The organism is Rhizobium sp. CBN3 (assembly GCF_030518245.1).
GTDB lineage: Bacteria > Pseudomonadota > Alphaproteobacteria > Rhizobiales > Rhizobiaceae > Rhizobium > Rhizobium aethiopicum_A.
In genome coordinates this window covers 107,369-123,956 of the sequence record NZ_JAULSE010000003.1, presented here as the reverse complement: position 1 = coordinate 123,956, position 16,588 = coordinate 107,369, and the positions used below count along the sequence as shown (strand labels likewise).

Genomic DNA, 16,588 nt, shown 5'->3' with positions numbered 1-16,588 from the left:
TCTCAAATCCCTCCCACATCCCCTGACGAGTCAGGGGCGTTGCGCATCAACCGCTGGAGCAGCAGATTGACAGCTCTCTTCCATCCGCTTCCGGTGTTCAGAGACGCGAAAACGGATGCGGTGATCAAATCATAGGCCGCGGGCGTTTCCCGAGGCTTGCTGAGCGAGGCGGTGGACTTCCCATCGCTTCGATCAGAGTTCAGCGCTACAGGATGACTTTCTGCAGAATGCGTTGGGGGCTTATGCCGAGGGCCTCAATTTGATCGTAAATTTCCGGTGCGCTTTGCACGGCGCCGATCATGATCGGCAGGTCATCCGACAGCGCCGAATGAGGAGCGCGCACTTCAATGCCGCCGAGCCTCTGGCCGATCATTTCGGGGCGCGGATCGATGAAATAAGCGATCTTGCTCGTTTTAAAGAACTGCGACTTGCGGCGAATGATCTGAGCCTGTCCGCCGATGCCCCAAACCACAACGCCCTCAGGATGGACCGGCTCGAATGCCGTTTCCAGCACCGAAGATTCCAGCTTGGATTTCAGCAATTCCAGGGTATCCGGCGTAACCGTCAAGATCCGCTGCCAGACGAGATCGTCGAGGAAAATGAGGCGCGCGCCGCGAACTCTCAGCAGATGGTGAAGCTCTACGATGGACACTAACTGGTCATCGGTCACGCGATCGGTTTTGAAATCGCAGCTGATTTGGAAGTTGCAATCGGTCAGGCCATTCTCGACGATCAGGTCGGCATATTGCCGGAGTTCGTCCGAGGAGCTGTTTTCCGGCAAGAGAATATATTTTATGACGACGTTGCGCGAAGAGCAGGCAGCATAGCGGCGGAGGTTTTCGAAGACCCGCGCGAAATGTTTGTACTTGCGGATCTCATTGAAATTATTGCTGTTTCCGGCGTCGATGCTGGTAACGATATGGGCTTGGTCCTTCCTGAGAAGGTCCGCAAGGGGCTCCGAATACATCGTCGCGTTGGTGATGACGCGCTGCTTAACATTGGAAATGCCCTCAGCCAGCTTGCTGAGAAGCTCGTCGAAGCGCGGCTCGACCGTTGGTTCGCCGCCGCCCCAGACGATATATTCCATGTTCTCGAGGGCCTTCGCATCCTTTAATGTGTCGATAAATGCACCCGCATCATAAGCGGGCTTCTTGCCGCCAAAATACGTCTCGCTGCAATAGGTGCAGCGCATGTTGCAAAGCGAGTGATGCTCGAAGGAAAGATACTTGACGCCCTGATTGAGCGGCCGGCCCCAATCCTCGAATTTCAAGAAGGGACAACCGCGGCATTCATCCGAGTTGTCTCGGTTGATCTCGAGGAACAGGGCATCCTTTGCCTGCTTGATATCGCTGTAGGTGAACTCGAAATCCTTGCCGTTACCGCCAAAAAGAACCACATCGCCTTTCAGCTCGCCTTCATAGGTGAAGCGCTTGCAGCAGGTGCGCACCTCGCCGGGCCCGAGCAGAATGGAATGATGAAGGTCGTAGCAGCTCCAGAGCTTCGGCGCGATCTCCGCGAAGGCTTTCAGCATATCCTCGGTCGTATCGCCTTTTTCCATGCCGTTCATAAAGGCATCGAAGGTGATCCGGTATTTGGTGCGGAAGCCGGATGGTGGAACCGGCAGGGGATAGGCGAGCTCGGCAAGCTTCATTGAGCGCACGACACGGCCGTGAAGCGTGGAGAGGATCTTGCCGGCATCCTCGAGCTTGACCACCTTGCCGGGCAGCAGCCTGAGCAGGCGAGACGCGGTCACGTTGATGATGCCTGTCAGGAAAGGATTTTTCAGGTCAGGCCACATCGGCGTGTCCGCCACGAGCGCATGCATGGCATCGAGCGCATCGAAGAAGCCGTCGACATGACGGGTGCTGAGCGAATTGACGATTGAGCCCTGTGTATCGAGTTTGCGGTAGATCTGCCTGTCGAGACTCTTGATCGAACGCGCGCGCATCAGCGCGTGAAACATGTAATCGACGTCCTCGTGAAGGCCGCCGCGGAACATAATGTGATTGTCGAGGAGGAAACGGCGGCGGAACAGATGGAAGATGACTGATCGATCAACGCGATCCTGAAGATAATCCGCCAGCCTGTCGGCGCCCTCGACTCGGGCGAGATCCTCGCGGATGCTGGCTTTCAGGCTATTGCCGGTTTCTGCGTCATAAAGGCTGGAGTTGAACGCGAGGATATCCGTGAGGTCTTCGACGGATGCCTGAAGCATCTCTAGAAAGTTGTTCTCCACGACGTCGTCGGCATCGACAAAGCAAATCCATTCGCCTTTTGCTCTGAGTACCCCTGCATTCCTTGCGATGCCGGGTCCGCCGTTGCTGTCGAGGCGCAGGACACTAACGTTATTGTGCCCACGAGCTATCTCTTCGGCTTTAGCGATTGTGTCGTCCGCCGAGCAATCGTCGACGACAATAATTTCAAATGCCGTCTTCCCCTGCTGATTTAAGAGGCTCTGCAGGCATCGCTCGATGACGTTTGATGCGTTGTAGGCGGGGACGATGACCGAAAAAGACGCCTGCACGATCTGCTCGCGTCCGCCGAAACCCGCCATTGTAGCATCCATCAACTGCATCATTTGAAACCCTCTGCCTGCATGGTCGCGCCATGTCGACCATCAATTAAATCGTGAGAATTGTGCGAAACGTGCGGGTACACCGAAGCTCCCTGGGAGCGAGTGGCCCAAACCGCTACGCGCTCCATCGCCCGGCATCATCAAGCAGCGCACTCAGGCGAGCGATCCTCGCATCGAGTTCGGGAAAGGCGGCGCGCCAGTACTGGTAGACATTGATCAGATTGCGATAGGAGACCGGCAAATCCTGCGGGCCGAGGAATCCGTTGGCGTGCGCATAGTTCAGAATGTCTTCGTAAAAGATGATGGCGTAGATGAAGATCGGGTTCGTGGTGTGGTTTGATTTGGAATTGGAATGCTGCCGGAAATAGGAAAGCGGGTGCGGATGGGCGACGAACGCGCCTTCCTTGGCGAGCTCCATCCAGCCTGAAAGATCAAGAAGGCCGCGGAAGACGCCGTTTTCGGGCCTGAAAAGCCGGAACTCGCCATTCTCGTCAAAGCAGTCCGCCTTACGCATCATCACGGTCGAATATTCGCCGATAAGGTTGAGGTGATGCATCGCTGTCAAGCGGATGAAATCCCGGCCTTCAATGATCTTCAAACCCTGAGCAACCTGGAAATGGTTGATTAGATTGATGAAGTTGTTCCTCTCGTCGATCACGTGCCGCGGTGAAAAGGCAAGTTTCGTCCCTCTGCCGCGCGTCGCCTCCAGCGCTTCGAGAAGAAACTGCACGCAGAAAGGGCTAAGCACGTCGTCATCGAACAGAAATTTGATGTATTCGCCCTCAGCGAGACCGGCGAGCCTCATGATATTGGTGTATTCGCCAGGATGGGGATTGCGGCTATAAGTAATGAGGCTGGAATACCGTGAACAGATAGCCTCGATGGCGTCCGTCGGGCAATCGTCCGAGACGATGATTTCGACATCCGTATAGTTTTGCGCGATTGCGCTCTTCAGGGCGAGTTCAAAGAAATCAGGCTTGTAGGCCGGTATACAGATCGACACGCGCGGCAAATGTTTCTCCCCTTGAAACGCTTCTCTCCAGCCTCAGCCGGCGAGAGCGGTGATCGCCTCGCCGAAGGACCGAAGCAGACCGCTTGCCATGACCATAGAACTCGGGCGTTACGCGAGGCTTGCGCAGAAGAGGCAGCAAAATCACGCCGCGGATCTCGGCCGATAGACAAATGATTGCTGGAGAAAGGTGGCACGCTCTCGGGCATTCGCAACTCTGCGTTCCGCGAGCATCGGGCCTGTGCGGTGGACGACCCTGCGCTTAGTTGCCCGCTGGAGGGAATTCCCTAACGCGAAAACTGAATGATCTCGCCGTTGTATTGCGTGCGCGTGGTCTCGCGGAAACCGAGTTTGGCTGCGACCCGCAGCGAGGCGTGGTTCTCGGGACTGATGATGCAGCTCATCGGCTTTCCCGGAAAATGCGCTTCCGCCCAGCCGATCAGAGCGGTCAGCGCCTCTGTGGCATAACCGCGGCCGTGGGCTGCGGGCATCAGCGCCCAGCCGATCTCCATCGTTCCTTCGATCGACGGTTCCATATCGCGCCGGGCTTCGAGGAAACCAGCTTCGCCAATGAACCTGCCGCTTTCCCTTTCCACGATCGCAAGAAAGCCGAAGCCCATATGATGCCACATGCCAGCAATGCGCAGCATGCGGCTCCAGCTTTGCTCGCGCGTCGACGGCGCACCGGTAATGAAGCGAACGACATTTTCGTCCGCCCATAGCGCCGCAAGCGCCTCGAAATCGGCGAGGCGGTGAGGGCGAAGCGTCAGCCGCTCCGTTTCTAAGGTGGGTATGTCGATCACGATGAGTCCTTGTGGAAGTCGCGTTCAGGCGCCGGGCTCCCCGTCCCAATAGTCGAGATCGCCTTTGGTTCTTCCGATATGGCGGAAGCGCTCGGTTTCTGTCGCGTCCCTGTTGGTCTTGGCAAGGAACTTTCCGGAATCGGGATATTCGACGATCTCGGTTTTCGCCATCGTCGAAATGCCGAGATAGACGAGCGTGGCTGTGCCGGTATTGATAAGCTGATGCGCCGTTTCCGGCCCGCCCGCAGGTGCGCCGAGCACGTCGCCCGCCCGGACCGGATGGCGCTCGCTGCCGAAACGGTATTCGCCGGTGCCTGCGATCACGTAGAACAGCTCGTCTTCGACGTGGTGATTGTGGAAGGGGCAGCTCGATTTGCCGGATGGCACCTCATTGTAGCTGATGCCGAGGCCCGCAAGGCCGAGCTGCGCGCCGAACGAGACGTCGGCGCCTTCGTAGAACTCACCCTGTTTCCAGTGGTCGAGCTTGAGATCAGCGATATTGATGACTGCTTTCGATTCCGCCGCCATGATGTCCTCCTGTTGCAGGAAGAGAAGCTATCATCTTGCCGGAAAATTCAATGGCGATCGCGCGCTGACCCGGGAAAATCCTCGGCATGGGCGGAGAGGAGAACGCCGCCCATGCTTCGAGCGCCGCGCTTCGGATGGATGCGCCGGACGCTCTGTTGTTGTCGTGACCTCAGCGGACGTAGAAGGTCACGCTTCCGTCCGCCGCCTGTTCGGCATTGACGATGTTGCGGACATCGACGCCCTCATTGTTCAGACGGTGGGCAAGCGATCTGTTGGCATCGATCGAGGCCTGGATGCCGCGTATGGCCTGGCCGGAGCGTTCCGGGGCCGAGCGCGGACCTGTCGTCTCGTCGTCGAGATTGTGCCAGTTGCGGACCTGCTCGACATTGAAGTCATTGCCCCGGAAGGTCCTGAGCGTCTGCTCTATGCCCTGGGCGGAGTTCATTCCGAAGCTCTCGGCCCGGCTGACGCCGGCAAATGCGAGGGAGGAGAGGGCTGCGGCGATGGTGATTGTGACAACGCGGTTCATGATTTAATCCTTTCATCTGCTTTGACGGTCGGCTGTCGTGCAGGGGATCGTCTGCGTCACGAGATGGAATTGGCGCTGCCGCTTTCGCGATTCAATGGGTTAAGTGACTGAAAACGCATTAAAAATTCTTCATGAAAACGGCCTTCGAATTGCCGTTTTCGGCGCTTCCGGAAAAGCGGATTTCGAGGGCGTGGCCGGCTCGGCAAGGATGGTGCGGCTATCCCCTTGTCGATATTTCCTCTTTCGCAGTTGCGGCACCGGCCGAAAGTGCTTGCCATTCCGATGAAGGCATGTTTTGACCGCGGGCTGTCGAGTGGAAAAAGTGCCGCCAACCGAAGGTAAACAATGTCGAGAGAGACCGCTCCCCATATTTTGATCGTCGAGGCCCGCTTCTATGACGACATGGCCGACGCACTGCTCGAAGGCGCGACCTTTGCCCTCGAGCAAGCCGGCGCCACCTATGAGGTCGTCACCGTTCCCGGCGCGTTGGAAATTCCGGCAGCGATTGCCATGGCGCTCGATGGGGACGACAATGGCGGCACGCATTATGACGGCTATGTCGCTCTCGGCATGGTCATTCGCGGCGAGACCTATCATTTCGATATCGTATCGAACGAATCCTCGCGCGCTCTGATGGATCTAGCGGTCAGCGAATCCCTTGCCATCGGCAACGGCATTCTGACCGTGGAAAATGACGAACAGGCTTGGGCGCGCGCCCGCCGTTCGGACAAGGACAAGGGCGGGTTTGCCGCTCGTGCGGCGCTGACGATGATCGCGCTGAAGCAGAAACTGGGTGCATAACGAATGAACGACGACAAGACGGAACGGCCGGTCAAGACTGCGAACCAGCGGGGCGCTGCCCGCCTGGCGGCCGTTCAGGCGCTTTATCAGATGGATGTCGGTGGCACCGGCGTTCTGGAAATCGTCGCCGAATACGAGGCGCACCGCCTCGGCCAGGAACTCGACGGCGCGACCTATCTGAAGGCCGATGCCGCCTGGTTCCGCTCCATCGTCTCCGGCGTCGTGCGTGATCAGGTCCGTCTCGATCCGCTGATTGCTGCAGCGCTGCAGGATGATTGGGCGCTGTCGCGCCTCGATAGCACGGTGCGCGCCATCCTGCGTGCCGGCGTTTTCGAACTCCTCGATCGCAAAGACGTCCCGGTGGCGGTCATCGTCACCGAATATGTCGAGATCGCTCGGGCCTTTTTCGATGACGACGAGCCGAAGCTCGTCAATGCCGTGCTCGACCGCATCGCCAAGCAGGTCCGCGGTGAGGCGAAGAAGTAACTCTTTATCCGCCGACAATCTCCCTACGTCTTTCTTCGTACCGCAATGGTTTTCGGCCTTTGCGGGCTTGACGCCACGTGATCGACCACGCAATCTCCGCACCGCTTAGCTGTGCATTTCTGTGGAGAGGAAGGCGAGTCGGCGGCGTATCTGCCGGAGAAGGAGTGAGCTCCGGCCTATGGGAGGAAAGAGCGAAATGACCATTCTTTTGTGCGTAATCGCATGCGGTCTGCTCTCGGTGGTCTATGCCGCCTGGGCGACCCGGTCGGTGCTTGCCGCTGATCAGGGCAATAGCCGGATGCAGGAGATCGCGGGCTATATCCGCGAGGGCGCCCAAGCCTACCTGACACGTCAGTATAGAACCATTGCGCTTGTCGGCGTCGTTGTTTTCATCGCAGCCTGGCTGCTTCTCTCCGCCACCGCCGCCATCGGTTTCCTGATCGGCGCCGTACTGTCCGGTGCTGCCGGTTTCATCGGCATGCACGTCTCCGTCCGCGCCAACGTGCGCACCGCCCAGGCGGCGTCCGCCAGCCTTTCCGCCGGCCTCGACATCGCCTTCAAGTCTGGCGCGATCACCGGCATGCTGGTGGCGGGCCTCGCGCTGCTCGGTGTCTCCATCTATTATACGATATTGACCGTCGGGCTCGGACATGAGACCGGCTCGCGCGAAGTCATCGACGCGCTGGTGGCGCTCGGCTTCGGCGCCTCGCTGATCTCGATCTTCGCCCGTCTCGGCGGCGGCATCTTCACCAAAGGCGCCGATGTCGGCGGTGACCTCGTCGGCAAGGTGGAGGCCGGTATCCCCGAAGACGATCCGCGCAACCCGGCGACGATCGCCGATAATGTCGGCGACAATGTCGGCGACTGCGCCGGCATGGCCGCCGACCTTTTCGAAACCTATGCGGTCTCCGTTGTCGCCACCATGGTCCTCGCAGCGATCTTCTTTGCTGGCGCGCCGATCCTCCAGTCTGCGATGATCTATCCGCTGGCGATCTGCGGCGCCTGCATCATCACCTCGATCATCGGCACCTTCTTCGTCAAGCTCGGCTCGAACGGCTCGATCATGGGTGCGCTGTACAAGGGTCTCATCGTCACCGGCCTGCTGTCGATTGTCGGTCTCGGCGCCGCCACCTCGCTGACCGTCGGCTGGGGCTCGCTTGGCACGGTCGCCGGCGCCGACGTCACCGGTACGAACCTCTTCGTCTGCGGTCTCGTCGGCCTCGTCGTCACCGCCTTGATCGTAGTTATCACCGAATATTATACCGGCACCGGCAAACGCCCCGTCGTTTCGATCGCCCAGTCTTCGGTGACCGGTCACGGCACCAACGTCATCCAGGGCCTTGCGGTCTCGCTGGAATCGACCGCCCTGCCGGCCATCGTCATCGTCGGCGGCATTCTCGCCACCTATCAGCTCGGCGGCCTCTTCGGCACCGGCATCGCCGTCACCGCCATGCTCGGTCTTGCCGGCATGATCGTTGCGCTGGATGCTTTCGGCCCAGTTACCGACAATGCCGGCGGCATCGCCGAAATGTCGCATCTGCCGCCGGAAGTGCGCAAGTCGACTGACGCGCTCGACGCCGTCGGCAACACCACCAAAGCGGTCACCAAGGGTTACGCGATCGGTTCTGCCGGTCTCGGCGCGCTGGTGCTCTTTGCCGCCTACGCCAACGACCTGCAATATTTTGCGGCCCACGGCGACCAATATCCCTACTTCGCCAATATCGGCACGATCTCCTTCGAGCTGTCGAACCCTTACGTCGTCGCGGGCCTGCTTTTCGGCGGCCTGATTCCCTATCTGTTCGGCGGCATCGCCATGACAGCCGTCGGCCGCGCCGCCGGTTCGATCGTCGAGGAGGTTCGCCGGCAGTTCAAGATGAAGCCCGGTATCATGCAGGGCACAGAAAAGCCGGATTACGGCAAGGCCGTCGACCTGCTGACCAAGGCCGCCATCCGCGAGATGATCGTACCTTCGCTGCTGCCGGTGCTTGCCCCCATCGTCGTCTATTTCGGCGTGCTTCTGATCTCCGGCTCCAAGGCCTCGGCCTTTGCCGCCCTCGGTGCATCGCTGCTCGGCGTCATCATCAACGGCCTCTTCGTCGCCATCTCGATGACCTCGGGCGGGGGCGCCTGGGACAATGCCAAGAAGAGCTTCGAGGATGGTTTCGTCGACAAGGACGGCGTGCGTCACATGAAGGGCTCGGATGCGCACAAGGCCTCCGTCACCGGTGATACCGTCGGCGATCCCTACAAGGATACCGCCGGCCCCGCCGTCAACCCGGCGATCAAGATCACCAACATCGTCGCGCTGCTGTTGCTCGCCGTTCTCGCGGGTTGATGCAGATCGCAAAAGCGCCGCGGGCCGCCGCGGCGCCAAAATGCGCCCATTGAAAAACCCGCCGGATCGCTCCGGCGGGTTTTTCGTTGAAGGCATGTCCGATCAGCGCAGGCTGCTCGGATTCTGCGGTGTGCCGCCGGCGCCGCCGCCGAACAGGCTTCGGGCAGCACTTGCTGCGCTGCCGCCGGAGAGCATCTGCTGCAGGAAGGTGAGTTCCTTGCCGCCGGTCGGCGTGACGCGCGCGATGGTATCGAAGACCTTGCCGTCCTGGAGTGTGTAGTTGGCGCGGCGGGTGACGACGCCGTCCTTGTCGAAATAGATGGCCAGAACGGTCTGGTCGACGACCTTCAGCTTCTGGAAGGCGACGGCGCGCGTGCGCCGCTGCGAAATATAATAGAAGACCTCGCCGTCGAAGGTCGCCGTCGTCGATGGCGTGCCGAGCGAAAGCAGGACCTGTTCGCGGCTGGAACCTTCCGGAACGAGATTGAGCGACTGCTGATCGACGACATAGCCGCCGTTGAGCACGGTGCCGGTCTGGCAGCCTGAAAGAGCTGATGTGGAGGCGATTATGAAGGCAATGGCCGCGCTGCTGAAGAGTTTCATGTCAGACTTGAAATACCGTTTCTTCAACGACATCTACTCCCTTGGGTGTCGATAGCAGCCATTTTGGGCCTTGCACGCTTTCCTCCTGCAAAACCATTGTGGCCATTCCGGGTCGAGTTTCCCGAATTCGCTTCGCTGGCGCCTCGAAGGCGTCGTCCCGAAGCTGGCCACGAACGGCATTGCAATTCGCGCCTGCTTCGGTAAACCAGCTTTCGAAATCATGCAACAAGGCCGGATGCCAGCCGGCGTGAAGAATGAGGCATTTCCGGAAAAAACAATGATCCTCGGGCTCTTCCGCAAGAAAAACAACAATCAGGTGATCGTCGACAGGCAATATGCGGCGCTGACCGCAGCCGCGCGGATGCCCGATCTCTACGAGCGGCTCAATGTACCGGATACGGTCATGGGCCGCTTCGAAATGCTGTCGATCGTGATGATTCTGTTTTTTCGCCGCACGCGCGCCTCGGCCGTCAGCGGCCAGGAGATTGCCCAGGAGATCGTCGATGCCTTCTTTCAGGACATCGACTATTCGATCCGCGAGCTCGGCATCGGCGACAACAGCGTGCCGAAACGCATGAAGAAGCTCGCCGGCATGTTCTACGGCCGGCTCGAAACCTATTCGAAGGCGATGGACGCCGGTGATGCCGAAGCGCTGGCTCTTGCATTAGCGCGCAATATCTACCCGGAAACCGAGACACCGGCCGATATGTCCGGCCTGGCCAGCTGGATGATGGCCGCAGAATCTCATCTGTCCGCCGTTCCGGAAGATCTGATCGCCAGCGGTTCGGCAACGCTGCCGCCGGTCGCCTGAATGAGGAAACGATGAAGAACGATCGGGACGATGTTCCCTTCTCCTATCACGTCAAGGTCGGCCACATCTCGGCCAATCCCGTCGAGGTTCATATCGAGGCCGATGCCAGCGAGTTGAAGGCGCTTGCCGAGGCCTGGAGCGTCGTCTCCGTCGACGATCTCAGCGCCGATCTGCAGATCGCCCGCTGGAAGCGCGACGGCGTGCGTGTCAAGGGCCGCGTACAGGCGAAGATCGTCCAGTCCTGCGTCGTGACGCTGGAACCGGTCGAAGCCGTGATCGACGAAAGTTTCGAGCAGATCTTCGTGCCTGAGGGTTCCAAGCTTGCCCGCCAGCCCGGCAACGACGCTGGCGAGATGCTGCTCGATCCCGATGGTCCCGATCTGCCCGAGACCTTTGTCGGCGACACGATCGATGCCGGCGAGGTGGTTACCGAATTCGCCGCGCTCGCGATCGATCCCTATCCCCGCAAGGAGGGTGTCGAGTTCAAGGGCCATATCGAGGATAGCGGCGAAAACGACAAAAAGCCCTCCGCTTTCGCGGTCCTCAAGGACTGGAAAAAGGACTGAAGCACCTCTGGCATTTGACATAATTCAGTTGTATGCGACGCCAAAACCGGTATTTTGGCCGAAATTTCGCCCCTCGGCGAAAAGAAGGATCAGGGACGCGTGATCAGAATATCTCTCGACCTCATGGGTGGCGACTTTGGTCCCCAGGTTGTCATCCCCGGCGCCGCCAAGGCGCTGGACCGGCATCCGGATATTTCCTTCGTTTTCTACGGTCTTAAGGAACAGTGCGATCCCTTTCTCGCCAAGTTCCCGAAACTCAAGGAAAAATCGGTCTTTCACGACTGTGAGCTTGCTGTCAGCATGGAAGAGAAGCCGAGCCAGGCGCTGCGCCGCGGCCGCTATGTCTCCACCATGTGGCGCTCGATCGAGGCGGTGAAGACGGGCGATGCCGATGTCGCCGTCTCGGCCGGCAACACCGGCGCGCTGATGGCGATGGCGAAATTCTGTCTTCGCACGATGGCCAACATCGAGCGCCCGGCGATCGCGGCGATCTGGCCGACGATGAAGGGCGAGAGCATCGTGCTCGATGTCGGTGCGACGATCGGCGCCGATGCACAGCAACTGATGGATTTTGCGCTGATGGGCGGCGCCATGGCGCGCGCGCTTTTCGAGATCGAACGCCCGACGATCGGCCTTCTGAACGTTGGTGTCGAAGAGGTGAAAGGCCAGGAAGAGGTCAAGGAGGCCGGCCGGCTGTTGCGTGAGGCGAATATCGATTCGCTCGAATATTCCGGTTTCGTCGAGGGTAACGACCTCGGCAAGGGCACGGTCGACGTCGTCGTCACCGAAGGCTTCTCCGGCAATATCGCGCTCAAGACCGCTGAAGGCACCGCCAAGCAGATCGCCGAATATCTGCGTGCCGCCATGTCGCGCACACTGCTCGCCCGGATCGGCTATCTATTCGCCAAGAGCGCCTTCGATATGCTTCGTGAGAAGCTCGACCCGAGCAAGGTCAATGGCGGCGTGTTTCTCGGGCTGAACGGCATCGTAATAAAGAGCCATGGCGGGGCCAATGCCGAAGGCATCGCTGCTGCCATTGAGGTCGGCTACGACATGGCTAAGAACGGCCTCAATCAGAAAATAGAAAACGATCTTAAGAAATATCATGCCAAGCGGCTGCCTCCCATAGGCCCGGAAGCGGCATGAGCTATGGGGTTCAATCGAACATGATCCGTTCAGTGGTTCGCGGATTCGGAGCCGCACTTCCGAAGCGCGTGATGACCAATCGTGATATGGAGGCCATCGTCGATACGTCGGACGAATGGATCGTCCAGCGCACCGGCATCCGCCAGCGTTACGTGGCCGGCGACGACGAGACGACGGCCTCGCTCGGCGAAGCCGCCGCGCGTGCGGCGCTTGCCAATGGCGGCCTGACGCCCGCCGATATCGATCTTATCATCTGTGCCACCTCGACGCCGGACAACACCTTTCCGGCAACCTCGGTCAACATCCAGAACCGTCTCGGCATGAGCCACGGTTTTGCCTTCGACGTCCAGGCCGTCTGCACCGGCTTCGTCTATGCGGTCACGACCGCCGACGCCTATATTCGCGGCGGCCTTGCAAAGCGCGTTCTCGTCATCGGTGCCGAGACTTTTTCGCGCATTCTCGACTGGAACGACCGCACCACCTGTGTGCTTTTCGGCGATGGCGCCGGCGCGATCGTGCTCGAGGCGGCAGAAGGTGAGGGCACGTCTGCCGATCGCGGCGTGCTGACCGCGCATCTGCGCTCCGACGGTTCGCACAAGGACAAGCTTTATGTCGATGGCGGACCGTCGACGACGGGCAGCGTCGGCAAGCTGCGAATGGAAGGCCGCGAAGTCTTCAAATATGCCGTAGGCATGATCACCGACGTCATTCAGGCCGCTTTCGATTCGACCGGAACAACTGCCGAAGACCTCGACTGGCTGGTGCCGCACCAGGCCAATCGACGCATCATTGACGGTTCGGCGAAGAAGCTGAACATCGATGCGGACAAGGTCGTCGTCACCGTCGACCTGCATGGCAATACCTCGGCCGCCTCGATCCCGCTCGCGCTTGCGACCGCCGCCGGCGACGGCCGCATTAAGAAGGGCGACCTCGTGATGCTCGAAGCGATGGGTGGCGGCTTCACCTGGGGCGCTGTTTTGCTGCGCTGGTAAGCGCGAATCCTAAAAAACTGGCGGCGAACAAGAGCTTGACCCTGAGGCGCAAGACAAATACTCTTCGTTCGCTTTCAAAAAATATTTTGTAATGGGCGGGGAACCATGACCGGAAAAACAGTGACGCGAGCAGACCTGGCGGAATCCGTTTTCCGCAAGGTTGGTCTATCCCGGACCGAATCCGCTGAACTTGTGGAAACTGTCATCGACGAAATCTGCAACGCCATTGTTCGCGGTGAAACCGTCAAACTTTCCTCCTTCGCCACCTTCCAGGTTCGCGATAAGAACGAGCGGATCGGCCGCAATCCGAAGACCGGCGAGGAGGTTCCGATCTCTCCGCGCCGGGTGATGACCTTCAAGGCTTCGAACGTGCTGAAGACGCGCATCCTTAAGGCGCATGTCTCCCGCAAGATCAAGCTGAAGCCGCAGAATCCGGCTCTCTGAGATCGGACTTCCTCCTCTCGGAGCGGTGTTTTTTCTCGCTCTGGCCGATCCCCTGTGCGCAACGTCGAGACATGACTTGAATTGTCGACGCCAAACCTTTGAAATATGGTGAGTCGCCGTTGGATTGAGCCTGCGAGGTTGCGTAGCATATGACGTTGGACAAGAGCCCCGATGCCTTTCGCACCATCAGCGAAGTCGCAGACGATCTTGATCTGCCGCAGCATGTGCTGCGCTTTTGGGAGACACGGTTTCCCCAGATAAAGCCGATGAAGCGCGGCGGCGGCCGTCGTTACTATCGGCCCGAGGACGTCGACCTCCTCAAGGGCATCCGGCATTTGCTCTATGATCACGGCTATACGATCAAGGGCGTGCAGAAGCTTCTGAAGACCAACGGCAACAAGTTCGTCATCTCGGTCGGCCACGGCGATCTCGCCAGTGTCGAGGCGCTTGCCTCGGGTGCGCAGGAGGCGGGCGCCGGGGAACCACGTGTCGGCATGGCCGAGGAGGACCAGATTGTCGGCCGGGCCAAGCCGCCGATCACCCGCCGGTTCTTCAATTTCGTCGCCGGCGACGACGAGCAGCCGGAAGTCTCGATCGGCAAATCGAGCGTCGGCAAGGAAGACAGGGCGCTGCTCCAGGAGGCGCTCTACGACCTCCTGGAATGCAAGCGTCTGCTCGATCAGGTTCGCTGATTACGTTCCGCAAAGCTGCTTCATCGCCTGTTCGAGCTCGCTGAGCTGGAACGGCTTTCGCAGCACCGGGAGCGCGCTGGGGCTGCTGCCTTCCGGGGCGCTGCCATATCCCGTTGCGTAGAGATAGGGCTTGCCGCGTTCGTCAAGCAGCTTTGCGACCGGCAGCGAGCTCCGGCCTGCGAGGGAAACATCGAGGATTGCAGCATCGAATTCTGCGTCCCTGGCCGTTGCGAGCGCCCGTTCCAGATCCGGCGCGCTCGCACAAACCCGATAGCCAAGATCGCTCAGCATGTCCTCGAGCAACATGGCGATCAGCGCATCGTCCTCGACGATGAATATGTCTTTCATGATCCCGTCCCCCATTCCCCTGCCGGGCACGAAGATTTATGTGGACCGCTCGCGAAGCTCGTCAAGATGCCACGCGCAGTGGTGGAAAACTTGTCGCACAAAACAGTGCAGCCGTTTTGAGACGCCGATGTGTGTAAACATAAAAATCCAAGGTACGGCAAGCGAATCTGAAAGATCGCGTCGCGCTTTGGAAACAGCATATTGCCCGGCGAAATTCGATGTGCAAAACCTGGGATGCCGTTTCCGCGACGGCCGAGAAGGGGTGTAGAATGGATTTGTTGAGTGCCACGGATTGGCTGCGTCACAGGCCGGGCTATACCTATCCGCTGGCCGTTGCCTTCGTCGGTCTGACCTTTCTTCTAAGACTTGCCGCCAGCGATTATCTCTCCGGGTTTCCTTTCCTGAGCTTCCTTCCGGCGATCTTGCTTGCAAGTTTCATCGGCGGCGCCGGGCCGGGCTTCGTAGCGGCCATGCTCGCCGGTTTCCTCGTCCAGCAGTTTTTCGTCGAGCCGCACGATGCCTTCTGGCCGGTGAGCGCCGGTCAATGGATCGGCCTTGCGACCTTTCTCATCAATGCCGTGATCATCATCGGCCTGATGGAGACGATTATTGTCGCCCAGGGCAGGCAGAGTCGACTCCGCAGCGAACTCAACAGCTTCAACGCGCGCCTTGAGGAAACGGTGGTGCAGCGCACTGCCGAACTCAGGCATGAGATGGAAGAGAACGCCGCCGCCCAGGCGCAGGTGCGCCAGTTGCAGAAGATGGAGACGATCGGTCAGCTCACTGGCGGCGTCGCCCATGATTTCAACAATATGTTGGCGATCATCATCGGCAATCTCGATCTCGCCCAGCGGCGGATGACCGGACACGAGGATCCGCGCCTGCTGAACTCCCTTCAGAACGCCAGAGACGGCGCCCAGCGAGCCGCGGTATTGACCGCACGTCTTCTCGCCTTCTCACGTCAGCAGCCGCTGGCCCCGGAGGTGATCGACGTCAACAAGCTGGTCGGCGGCATGTCGGAGTTGCTGCGGCGCACGCTCGGCGAACATATCCGAATCGAGACCGTACTTGCCGGTGGCCTCTGGCCGACTTTCGCCGATCTCAGCCAACTCGAAAACGCCATGCTGAACCTTGCCGTCAATGCGCGCGACGCCATGCCCGGCGGCGGTCATCTGACGATCGAGACCGCCAATACCGAGCTTGACGAGCGATATTCGCGCATGCATTCGGAGGTCGAGGCGGGCCAGTATGTAATGATCAGCATCACTGACACCGGCATCGGCATGTCGGCCGATGTAATCGACCGAGCCTTCGACCCGTTTTACACCACCAAAGGACCCGGCAAGGGAACCGGTCTCGGGCTGAGCCAAGTCTACGGCTACATCAAACAGAGCGGCGGCCACATCAAGATCTATTCGGAGATCGACCGGGGAACGACGGTGAAGATCTATCTGCCGCGTCATGTCGGCAAGGCGGATGCTCGCTTGGCCGCCGTCGGCGCCCAGCCGATTCCTCAGGGAAGCGTTAACGATACTATCCTGGTTGTGGAGGACGATGAACATGTCCGCACCATGACCGCCGAAAGCCTCCACGAACTCGGTTACAGCGTGTTGCAGGCGGCAAGCGGCGTGGAGGCGCTTCTCCTTTTGGAGGAGAACCCCGACGTCGATCTGATCTTCACCGACATTGTGATGCCGCAGATGAGCGGACGTCAGCTTGCTGATGCCGTTCAAGAAAAATGGCCGGCGATCCGAATTCTTTACACCACGGGTTACACGCGCAACGCCATCGTACACAATGGCGTGCTCGACCACGGCGTCTCGCTGCTCGCCAAGCCATTCAGCCTGGAGCAACTCGCCCACAAGATCCGTGAACTCTTGAACGTGCCGGTGAGCGCGGCAGATGAGGGGACGTGAAGTC

The 16,588-nt window shown here is 59.6% G+C and carries 17 protein-coding genes; 10 read left to right on the top strand and 7 right to left on the bottom strand.

Annotated features, from left to right (window positions below; translation table 11 throughout):
- Positions 1 to 205: 205 nt before the first annotated feature.
- The 5 genes from QWJ46_RS05940 to QWJ46_RS05920 form a co-directional block, all read right to left on the bottom strand.
- Positions 206 to 2,578, bottom strand: coding sequence for a glycosyltransferase (locus QWJ46_RS05940; RefSeq protein ID WP_302749685.1), 2,373 nt, complete (start codon positions 2,576 to 2,578; stop codon positions 206 to 208).
- 112 nt (positions 2,579 to 2,690) lie between these two features.
- On the bottom strand, positions 2,691 to 3,587 hold the full coding sequence (locus QWJ46_RS05935; RefSeq protein ID WP_368046077.1) for a glycosyltransferase family 2 protein: 897 nt from the start codon (positions 3,585 to 3,587) through the stop codon (positions 2,691 to 2,693).
- Between the two features lie 284 nt (positions 3,588 to 3,871).
- On the bottom strand, positions 3,872 to 4,387 hold the full coding sequence (locus QWJ46_RS05930; protein ID WP_302749683.1) for a GNAT family N-acetyltransferase: 516 nt from the start codon (positions 4,385 to 4,387) through the stop codon (positions 3,872 to 3,874).
- Positions 4,388 to 4,411: 24 nt separating this feature from the next.
- Entirely contained in the window at positions 4,412 to 4,915 is a 504-nt protein-coding gene (locus QWJ46_RS05925; protein ID WP_302749681.1) for a cupin domain-containing protein, read from the bottom strand.
- A 169-nt stretch (positions 4,916 to 5,084) separates the two neighbouring features.
- Positions 5,085 to 5,444 carry a hypothetical protein gene (locus QWJ46_RS05920; protein ID WP_184453082.1) on the bottom strand — a complete coding sequence of 120 codons (360 nt, stop codon included), beginning with the start codon at positions 5,442 to 5,444 and terminating at the stop codon, positions 5,085 to 5,087.
- A 345-nt stretch (positions 5,445 to 5,789) separates the two neighbouring features.
- On the opposite strand from QWJ46_RS05920, the gene QWJ46_RS05915 reads away from it, so the two are divergent.
- The 3 genes from QWJ46_RS05915 to QWJ46_RS05905 all read left to right on the top strand — a co-directional run bounded on the left by QWJ46_RS05915 (position 5,790) and on the right by QWJ46_RS05905 (position 9,066).
- Positions 5,790 to 6,245, top strand: coding sequence for a 6,7-dimethyl-8-ribityllumazine synthase (locus QWJ46_RS05915; protein WP_011424856.1), 456 nt, complete (start codon positions 5,790 to 5,792; stop codon positions 6,243 to 6,245).
- A gap of 3 nt (positions 6,246 to 6,248) precedes the next feature.
- Positions 6,249 to 6,731 (top strand): transcription antitermination factor NusB, encoded by a 483-nt coding sequence (gene nusB, locus QWJ46_RS05910; protein WP_064706868.1) that lies wholly within the window; start codon positions 6,249 to 6,251, stop codon positions 6,729 to 6,731.
- A gap of 196 nt (positions 6,732 to 6,927) precedes the next feature.
- Complete coding sequence (locus tag QWJ46_RS05905) at positions 6,928 to 9,066, top strand: sodium-translocating pyrophosphatase (RefSeq protein WP_184453078.1); 2,139 nt, start codon at positions 6,928 to 6,930, stop codon at positions 9,064 to 9,066.
- Between the two features lie 102 nt (positions 9,067 to 9,168).
- Here the strand turns inward: QWJ46_RS05905 and QWJ46_RS05900 are convergent, their stop codons facing one another.
- Entirely contained in the window at positions 9,169 to 9,702 is a 534-nt protein-coding gene (locus tag QWJ46_RS05900; RefSeq protein WP_302749674.1) for an outer membrane protein assembly factor BamE, read from the bottom strand.
- 187 nt (positions 9,703 to 9,889) lie between these two features.
- Between QWJ46_RS05900 and QWJ46_RS05895 the strand changes: the two genes are divergently transcribed.
- The 6 genes from QWJ46_RS05895 to QWJ46_RS05870 all read left to right on the top strand — a co-directional run bounded on the left by QWJ46_RS05895 (position 9,890) and on the right by QWJ46_RS05870 (position 14,320).
- Positions 9,890 to 10,480, top strand: coding sequence for a ubiquinol-cytochrome C chaperone family protein (locus QWJ46_RS05895; protein WP_302749673.1), 591 nt, complete (start codon positions 9,890 to 9,892; stop codon positions 10,478 to 10,480).
- A gap of 11 nt (positions 10,481 to 10,491) precedes the next feature.
- The gene (locus tag QWJ46_RS05890) at positions 10,492 to 11,046 is read left to right on the top strand and encodes a DUF177 domain-containing protein (RefSeq protein WP_184453071.1); all 555 of its coding nucleotides are present in this window, start codon (positions 10,492 to 10,494) and stop codon (positions 11,044 to 11,046) included.
- Positions 11,047 to 11,145: 99 nt separating this feature from the next.
- Complete coding sequence (gene plsX / locus QWJ46_RS05885; protein ID WP_184453069.1) at positions 11,146 to 12,192, top strand: phosphate acyltransferase PlsX; 1,047 nt, start codon at positions 11,146 to 11,148, stop codon at positions 12,190 to 12,192.
- A gap of 20 nt (positions 12,193 to 12,212) precedes the next feature.
- On the top strand, positions 12,213 to 13,184 hold the full coding sequence (locus QWJ46_RS05880; protein WP_064711301.1) for a beta-ketoacyl-ACP synthase III: 972 nt from the start codon (positions 12,213 to 12,215) through the stop codon (positions 13,182 to 13,184).
- A 105-nt stretch (positions 13,185 to 13,289) separates the two neighbouring features.
- On the top strand, positions 13,290 to 13,628 hold the full coding sequence (locus QWJ46_RS05875; RefSeq protein WP_184453067.1) for an integration host factor subunit alpha: 339 nt from the start codon (positions 13,290 to 13,292) through the stop codon (positions 13,626 to 13,628).
- 149 nt (positions 13,629 to 13,777) lie between these two features.
- Positions 13,778 to 14,320: a MerR family transcriptional regulator gene (locus QWJ46_RS05870; protein WP_011424865.1), complete on the top strand. Its 543-nt coding sequence runs from the start codon at positions 13,778 to 13,780 to the stop codon at positions 14,318 to 14,320.
- On the opposite strand, the gene QWJ46_RS05865 is transcribed toward QWJ46_RS05870, so the two are convergent.
- On the bottom strand, positions 14,321 to 14,668 hold the full coding sequence (locus QWJ46_RS05865) for a response regulator (RefSeq protein WP_184453065.1): 348 nt from the start codon (positions 14,666 to 14,668) through the stop codon (positions 14,321 to 14,323).
- Between the two features lie 269 nt (positions 14,669 to 14,937).
- On the opposite strand from QWJ46_RS05865, the gene QWJ46_RS05860 reads away from it, so the two are divergent.
- A complete protein-coding gene (locus tag QWJ46_RS05860) occupies positions 14,938 to 16,584 on the top strand; it encodes an ATP-binding protein (RefSeq protein WP_184453062.1) in 1,647 nt (548 codons plus the stop codon).
- Positions 16,585 to 16,588 lie beyond the last annotated feature (4 nt).

What these genes read in the sequence shown, in the direction of transcription:
- QWJ46_RS05905 (WP_184453078.1), top strand. Translation starts at nt 6,928, where the DNA reads ATGACCATTCTTTTGTGCGTAATCGCATGCGGTCTGCTCTCGGTGGTC.
- QWJ46_RS05900 (WP_302749674.1), bottom strand. Translation starts at nt 9,702, where the DNA reads ATGTCGTTGAAGAAACGGTATTTCAAGTCTGACATGAAACTCTTCAGC.
- QWJ46_RS05915 (WP_011424856.1), top strand. Translation starts at nt 5,790, where the DNA reads ATGTCGAGAGAGACCGCTCCCCATATTTTGATCGTCGAGGCCCGCTTC.
- QWJ46_RS05880 (WP_064711301.1), top strand. Translation starts at nt 12,213, where the DNA reads ATGATCCGTTCAGTGGTTCGCGGATTCGGAGCCGCACTTCCGAAGCGC.
- QWJ46_RS05895 (WP_302749673.1), top strand. Translation starts at nt 9,890, where the DNA reads ATGCAACAAGGCCGGATGCCAGCCGGCGTGAAGAATGAGGCATTTCCG.
- QWJ46_RS05925 (WP_302749681.1), bottom strand. Translation starts at nt 4,915, where the DNA reads ATGGCGGCGGAATCGAAAGCAGTCATCAATATCGCTGATCTCAAGCTC.
- QWJ46_RS05890 (WP_184453071.1), top strand. Translation starts at nt 10,492, where the DNA reads ATGAAGAACGATCGGGACGATGTTCCCTTCTCCTATCACGTCAAGGTC.
- nusB (WP_064706868.1), top strand. Translation starts at nt 6,249, where the DNA reads ATGAACGACGACAAGACGGAACGGCCGGTCAAGACTGCGAACCAGCGG.
- QWJ46_RS05865 (WP_184453065.1), bottom strand. Translation starts at nt 14,668, where the DNA reads ATGAAAGACATATTCATCGTCGAGGACGATGCGCTGATCGCCATGTTG.
- QWJ46_RS05860 (WP_184453062.1), top strand. Translation starts at nt 14,938, where the DNA reads ATGGATTTGTTGAGTGCCACGGATTGGCTGCGTCACAGGCCGGGCTAT.
- QWJ46_RS05875 (WP_184453067.1), top strand. Translation starts at nt 13,290, where the DNA reads ATGACCGGAAAAACAGTGACGCGAGCAGACCTGGCGGAATCCGTTTTC.
- QWJ46_RS05940 (WP_302749685.1), bottom strand. Translation starts at nt 2,578, where the DNA reads ATGATGCAGTTGATGGATGCTACAATGGCGGGTTTCGGCGGACGCGAG.
- QWJ46_RS05870 (WP_011424865.1), top strand. Translation starts at nt 13,778, where the DNA reads ATGACGTTGGACAAGAGCCCCGATGCCTTTCGCACCATCAGCGAAGTC.
- QWJ46_RS05920 (WP_184453082.1), bottom strand. Translation starts at nt 5,444, where the DNA reads ATGAACCGCGTTGTCACAATCACCATCGCCGCAGCCCTCTCCTCCCTC.